Consider the following 6,912-nt stretch of genomic DNA (forward strand, 5'->3'; position numbering starts at 1 on the left):
GCAGCCGCCACCCGGCAGTTAAGGAGCCGATATGGTCACCGCACTCATCACCGTCGCCGCCCTCGCCTGGCTTTGCCAGATGGCGTTTGGCGGCTGGCAAATCCATCAGTTTAACCGCGCCTTTGATGCCCTGTGCCAGAAAGGCCGCGTGGGCGTCGGGCGTTCCGGCGGCCGCTTTAAACCGCGGGTTGTCGTCGCTGTTGCGCTGGATGAAAACAATATGGTTTGCGATTCCCTCATCATGCGCGGCGTAACGGTGTTTGCCCGTCCGACCAAAATCCAGGCGATCGACGGCATTTCGCTGCATGAATTACAACCTGATGTGATCTTCCCCCATGATTCACTCTGTCAGAATGCACTATCATTAGCGCTTAATCTGAAACATGGATAATTTCGTTGTGAAAGTTATAAACTTGCGGAATTATCATTTCGCAACGTAAGGAACGAAGCGCCTATGAAACCACGTCAGCGGCAGGCGGCCATACTTGAGCATCTGCAAAAGCAGGGAAAGTGCTCGGTAGAGGATCTGGCCCACTACTTTGACACCACCGGCACGACAATACGCAAGGACCTGGTGTTGCTCGAAAACTCCGGCGCCGTCATTCGTACCTACGGCGGCGTGGTGCTCAATAAAGACGAAGCCGACCCGCCTATCGACCACAAAACGCTGATCAATACTCACCAGAAAGCGCTGATTGCCGAAGCCGCCGTCAAATTTATCCAGGACGGCGATTCCATTATCCTCGACGCAGGCAGTACCGTCCTACAGATGATCCCGCTGCTCAGCCGCTTTAATAACATCACCGTGATGACCAACAGCCTGCACATCGTCAATGCCCTGTCAGAGTTCGACAGCGAGCAGACCATCCTGATGCCCGGTGGCACCTTCCGTAAAAAATCCGCGTCGTTTCACGGGCAGCTGGCGGAGAATGCCTTCGACCACTTCAGCTTCGATAAGCTGTTTATGGGCACGGACGGCATCGACCTCAACGCGGGCGTGACCACCTTCAACGAGGTGTTCAGCGTCAGCAAAGCGATGTGCAACGCCGCGCGGGAAGTGATTTTGATGGCGGACTCGTCGAAATTTGGCCGTAAAAGCCCCAACATTGTCTGTAGCCTTGAAAGCGTCGATAAGCTGATTACCGACGCAGGTATCGATCCGGCATTTAAAAAAGCGCTGGAAGCGAAGGGCATCGACGTGATCGTAACCGGAGAGAAAAATGAGTGATTTTCTGTTAAACGCAGGCCGTCAGACCCTGCTGCTGGAGCTACAGGAAGCCAGCCGCCTGCCGGAGCGTCTGGGTGAGGATTTTGTTCGTGCAGCCAACACCATTATCCACTGCGAGGGCAAAGTGATCGTGGCGGGTATCGGTAAATCCGGTCATATCGGCAAGAAGATTGCCGCGACGCTTGCCAGCACCGGCACCCCGGCGTTCTTCGTGCATCCTGCCGAAGCGCTGCACGGCGATCTGGGGATGATCGAAAGCCGCGACGTGATGCTGTTTATCTCCTACTCCGGTTCAGCCAAAGAGCTGGATCTCATCATCCCTCGCCTGCAAGAAAAATCGGTGGCCCTGTTAGCGATGACCGGCAAATCCCGTTCGCCGCTGGCGCTGGCCGCGAAAGCAACGCTGGATATTTCCGTTGAGCGCGAAGCCTGTCCGATGCACCTGGCACCGACCTCCAGCACCGTCAACACCCTGATGATGGGCGACGCCCTGGCGATGGCGGTGATGCAGGCGCGCGGTTTTAATGAGGAAGATTTCGCCCGCTCCCATCCTGCGGGCGCGCTTGGGGCTCGTCTGCTCAACAAAGTTCACCACCTGATGCGCACGGACGATGCCATTCCTCAGGTCAAACTCGACACCAGCGTGATGGACGCCATGCTGGAGCTGAGCCGCACCGGGCTGGGGCTGGTTGCGGTATGCGACAATGACCGCCAGGTTAAGGGCGTCTTCACCGACGGCGACCTGCGCCGCTGGCTGGTGGGCGGCGGCAAGCTGGAGGCGCGGGTATCCGAAGCAATGACCCAGGGCGGGCTGACGCTGAATGCCGACAGCCGCGCGATTGAAGCCAAAGAGGTGCTGATGAAGCGCAAAATCACCGCCGCGCCGGTGGTGGACGAGCACGGCAGGCTGTGCGGCGCGATCAACCTGCAAGACTTCTACCAGGCGGGGATTATTTAACCCTTCAGCCCCAGACGTTTCGCCAGCCTGTGAAGGTTGGCGACGTCCATCTCCAGCGCCCGCGCGCACGCCGCCCAGCTGCGGTTATTCTGCTCCAGCGCGCGGGCGATCATCTGACGCTGGAACGCATCCGTCGCCTCGCGCAGGTTTTCGTTCACGCTCTCAGGTATCACCGGCTTCACGGGCGGCATCGTTTCCTCATGCAGCGCGAAATGGCGCGCATGAATAACCACTTCATCCCCCGAACGCGTTGCCCGCGCCAGCACCACCGCGCGGTGGATCGCATGTTCCAGCTCACGCACGTTACCCGGCCAGCCGTAGCTCAGCAGGTGCGTCCTCGCGCCGGGACTTAGCACCACGCGGGAAAGCCCCATTTTGAGCCGACACTGTTCGCAGAAAAAGCCCGCCAGCAGAACCACATCCTCGCCCCGCTCGCGCAGCGGCGGCACCGTGAGCGGGAACACGCTCAGACGGTGGAACAGATCGGCGCGGAAATTCCCCGCCAGCACCTCTTCGCGCAGATCGCGGTTCGTCGCCGCCAGCACGCGCACATCCACGCGTAAGCTGCGATCGTCTCCCACGCGTTGAATATCGCCATACTGCAACACCCGCAGCAGTTTGGCCTGAAGCGAAAGGGAGAGTTCGCCAATTTCATCGAGGAACAGCGTGCCGTTATCAGCCATTTCGAACTTGCCGCTGCGGTTGCTGATCGCCCCGGTAAAGGCCCCTTTGACGTGTCCGAACAGCTCGCTTTCCGCCACGCTTTCCGGCAACGCCGCGCAGTTGAGATAGACCAGCGGATTCACCGCACGGGGCGAGGCTTCGTGGATCGCTTTTGCCACCAGCTCTTTACCGGTGCCGGTCTCCCCGAAGATCAGCACGTTCAAATCAGACGCGGCGACAATCTCAATCTCTTTTTTGAGCTGCGCCATGCCCGGCGAAAGGCCGATCATTTCGGTGTGCGCCACCTGCTCAAACGCCGTAGGGCTACCCGGAAGAATATTCTGGCTCTCCAGCTGTTCTATCAGCAGGGCGTTGTTCAGCGCCCCGGCCGCCAGCGCGGCAATCAGCCGTAGCTCTTCGTCGCTGAAGGTATCGAACTGATCCGGCGACATGCCGTCGAGGGTTAACGCGCCAATCAGGTTCTGCCCGGCAAACAGCGGCAGGCCGATACAGGCGTGCACCTTCAGGCTCTCCTGTCCGGGGATCAGGCCGTCGTAAGGATCGGGCAGATCGCTGTCTGCCGGGAAACGCACCACGTCACCCGCGCGGGCGATGGTTTCCAGACGCGGGTGGCCCTCCAGGGTAAAGCGCCGCCCGAGTACGTCCTTCGCCAGACCGTCGATAGCCAGCGGAATAAACTGCCGCCCTTCGTAACGCAGCAGCGCCGACGCATCGCAATCCAGCACGTGGCGCAACGTGGAGATCAGCCGCTGAAAGCGGTCCTGATGACCAATACCGGTTTGCAGTTCTATGGCGATCTTCGCCAGCACATCTACGGAAAAGCTCATCTCTGCCTCACTGTCATTTTGACAATACATAGTGTCATATTGACAATTTTTAAGATAGTCAAAATGACTACCCACTAAGGAGCATCGAAACGAAAACACATTATTTTCAACAAGTTAAAAAGTTGGCACGCAACTTGATATATGACAGTCATCTTATTTGAAAACGCCGTATTAAGTTGAGGTTGCTATGTCTATTCTGGTTAAAAATAACATTCATTGGGTGGGTCAACGTGACTGGGAAGTACGTGATTTTCACGGGACGGAATACAAAACGCTGCGCGGCAGCAGCTACAACAGCTATCTCATTCGTGAAGGTAAAAACGTCCTGATCGATACCGTCGATCACAAATTCAGCCGCGAGTTCGTGCAGAACCTGCGCAGCGAAATCGATCTGAATGAGATCGACTACATTATCATCAACCACGCGGAAGAGGATCATGCCGGGGCGCTGACCGAGCTGATGTCCCACATTCCGGATACCCCGATCTACTGCACCACCAACGCCATTGACTCCATCAACGGCCACCACCACCATCCGGAGTGGAACTTCCACACCGTGAAAACCGGCGACACGCTGGATATCGGCAATGGCAAACAGCTGATCTTCGTGGAAACCCCAATGCTGCACTGGCCGGACAGCATGATGACCTACATGACCGGTGACGCGGTGCTGTTCAGTAACGACGCCTTCGGCCAGCACTACTGCGACGAACGTCTGTTCAATGACGAAGTGGATCAGACCGAGCTGTTCGAACAGTGCCAGCGCTACTACGCCAACATCCTGACCCCGTTCAGCCGTCTGGTCACGCCAAAAATCACCGAGATCCTCGGCTTCAACCTGCCGGTGGATATGATTGCCACCTCCCACGGCGTGGTATGGCGTGAAAATCCAACCCAGATTGTCGAACTGTACCTGAAGTGGGCGGCGGACTATCAGGAAGATCGCATCACCATCTTCTACGACACCATGTCCAACAACACCCGCATGATGGCGGACGCCATTGCCCAGGGCATCAACGAAGTTGACCCGAACGTGGCGGTGAAAATCTTCAACGTGGCGCGCAGCGATAAGAATGAGGTATTGACCAACGTCTTCCGCTCCAAAGGCGTGCTGGTGGGTACCTCCACCATGAATAACGTGATGATGCCGAAAATTGCCGGACTGGTAGAAGAGATGACCGGCCTGCGCTTTCGTAACAAACGCGCCAGCGCCTTTGGTTCACACGGCTGGAGCGGCGGCGCGGTAGACCGTCTCTCCACCCGTTTACAGGATGCCGGTTTTGAGATGTCCCTGAGCCTGAAGGCGAAATGGCGTCCGGATCTCGACGCGCTGGAAATCTGTCGTCAGCACGGTCGCGACATTGCCCGCCAGTGGGCGCTTGCGCCGCTGCCGGAAACCGCACCCGCCGCGGCGGTTACGCCGAAAGCTGTAGCAGAAGCCGCTCCTGCCGCTGCCGACCTCGGCCCTTGCATGCAGTGCAGCGTCTGCCAGTGGATTTACGATCCTGAGCTGGGCGAGCCGTTGCAGGATGTCGCGCCGGGTACGCCGTGGAGCGAGGTGCCGGACAACTTCCTCTGCCCGGAATGTTCCCTCGGGAAAGACGTCTTTGATGAACTGGCAACGGAGGCAAAATGAGCCACGGCATCGTCATTATCGGCTCGGGCTTTGCCGCCCGCCAGCTGGTGAAAAATATCCGCAAACAGGATGCTAACGTGCCGTTGACGGTGATCGCCGCCGACAGCATGGATGAGTACAACAAGCCTGATTTAAGCCACGTCATTAGCCAGAATCAGCGCGCCGACGATCTCACCCGCCAGACGGCGGGGGAGTTCGCAGAACAGTTTAACCTGCGTCTGTTTCCGTACACCTGGGTCACCGATATCGACGCCGACGCCCACGTGGTGAACGCGAAAGATAAAACCTGGCAGTACGACAAGCTGGTGCTGGCGACGGGGGCATCGGCGTTTGTGCCGCCGGTTGAGGGCCGCGAGCTGATGGTCACGCTCAACAGCCAGCAGGAGTATCAGGCCAGCGAGACCCTGTTACGCGACGCCACGCGGGTGATGATTGTCGGCGGCGGGCTGATTGGCACCGAGCTGGCGATGGACTTCTGCCGGGCGGGAAAATCCGTCACCCTGGTTGACCACGCGGCCAGCATTCTGTCAGCGCTGATGCCAGCAGAAGTAAGCAGTCGCTTACAGCATCGTCTGACCGACATGGGCGTGCATCTGCTGCTGAAATCGCAGTTACAGAGCCTAAGCAAAACCGAAACCGGCATTTGTGCGACGCTCGACCGCAACCGCAGCGTGGAAGTGGATGTGGTTATTGCGGCGACGGGGTTGCGCCCGGAAACCGCGCTGGCGCACCGCGCGGGCGCAGAGATCAATCGCGGCGTGAAGGTGGACAGCTACCTGCAAACCACCCAGCCGGACATTTATGCCCTGGGCGACTGCGCGGAAATTAACGGCCAGGTGCTGCCGTTCCTGCAACCGATTCAGTTAAGCGCCATGTTCCTGGCGAAAAACCTGCTCGGCGGCAACGCCCCGGTGAAATTACCCGCCATGCTGGTGAAGGTAAAAACGCCGGAACTACCGCTGCATCTCGCAGGTGAAACGCAGCGTCAGGATCTGGACTGGGAGATTGTCCTTTCGCCTCAGGGCATGGTGGCGCGCGGCACCGATACCGACGGTCAGATGCGCGCCTTTGTCGTCAGCGAAGACAGAATGAAGGAGGCCTTCGCGCTGCTGAAATCGCTACCAGCTTAACCCTCGTCATGCCGGGTGGCGCTCCGCTTACCCGGCCTACAGTACTGCCACGCTTACTTAACCTTTGGATTTTGTTGTCCACCGCCCCGATGTCCCGGGGCTTTTTTTATCGCTACACTTTCAGCGTCAGGAGCGCACCACCAGCGCGTCATAACCGCGCCAGCGATAGTTCGCCATCGAGATCAGCCAGCAGGCGACAAACAGCCCGACCACCACAAATCCGGCGTCGCCCAGGTTATCGTTCACCGCGCCAATCAGATCCCACACGCCGCCGCTGAGGGCGAACTTGTCCATCAGCAGACCCATCGCTTCCAGGCCGCCGATAAACAGCGCCACCACCACCGAAGTGCCGGTGATGGTCATGTTGTAGTAGAGCTTGCGCTGCGGCTTGTTAAACGCCCAGCCGTAGGCACCCACCATCAGCAGGTTATCGAGCGTATCCACCAGCG

Annotated in this window: 6 protein-coding genes and 1 pseudogene; 5 read left to right on the top strand and 2 right to left on the bottom strand. The window is 58.4% G+C overall.

Annotated elements, in window-relative coordinates; genetic code table 11:
• Positions 1-31 precede the first annotated feature (31 nt).
• From gutM to gutQ, 3 genes are all read left to right on the top strand, one after another.
• Positions 32-391 (top strand): transcriptional regulator GutM, encoded by a 360-nt coding sequence (gene gutM, locus IM290_RS21225; RefSeq protein WP_017692785.1) that lies wholly within the window; start codon positions 32-34, stop codon positions 389-391.
• Positions 392-454: 63 nt separating this feature from the next.
• Positions 455-1,228, top strand: a complete 774-nt coding sequence (locus tag IM290_RS21230) for a DNA-binding transcriptional repressor (RefSeq protein ID WP_015571676.1) — start codon at positions 455-457, stop codon at positions 1,226-1,228.
• Entirely contained in the window at positions 1,221-2,186 is a 966-nt protein-coding gene (gene gutQ, locus IM290_RS21235) for an arabinose-5-phosphate isomerase GutQ (protein ID WP_015571677.1), read from the top strand. The genes IM290_RS21230 and gutQ overlap by 8 nt, the downstream gene beginning before the upstream one ends.
• Here gutQ and norR read toward each other — a convergent pair.
• On the bottom strand, positions 2,183-3,697 hold the full coding sequence (norR, locus tag IM290_RS21240; RefSeq protein ID WP_017382788.1) for a nitric oxide reductase transcriptional regulator NorR: 1,515 nt from the start codon (positions 3,695-3,697) through the stop codon (positions 2,183-2,185). The two genes, gutQ and norR, sit on opposite strands and share 4 nt — an antisense overlap.
• 187 nt (positions 3,698-3,884) lie before the next feature.
• Between norR and norV the strand changes: the two genes are divergently transcribed.
• Positions 3,885-5,333 carry an anaerobic nitric oxide reductase flavorubredoxin gene (gene norV / locus IM290_RS21245; RefSeq protein WP_017692783.1) on the top strand — a complete coding sequence of 483 codons (1,449 nt, stop codon included), beginning with the start codon at positions 3,885-3,887 and terminating at the stop codon, positions 5,331-5,333.
• Positions 5,330-6,463, top strand: a complete 1,134-nt coding sequence (norW, locus tag IM290_RS21250; RefSeq protein ID WP_015571680.1) for an NADH:flavorubredoxin reductase NorW — start codon at positions 5,330-5,332, stop codon at positions 6,461-6,463. Before norV ends, norW begins: the two co-directional genes overlap by 4 nt.
• Before the next feature lie 126 nt (positions 6,464-6,589).
• Here the strand turns inward: norW and IM290_RS21255 are convergent.
• A pseudogene (locus IM290_RS21255) lies at positions 6,590-6,912 on the bottom strand (HoxN/HupN/NixA family nickel/cobalt transporter); the annotation flags it as partial.

It is taken from the genome of Enterobacter cloacae complex sp. S1 (assembly GCF_014930525.1).
Taxonomy (GTDB): domain Bacteria; phylum Pseudomonadota; class Gammaproteobacteria; order Enterobacterales; family Enterobacteriaceae; genus Enterobacter; species Enterobacter hormaechei_C.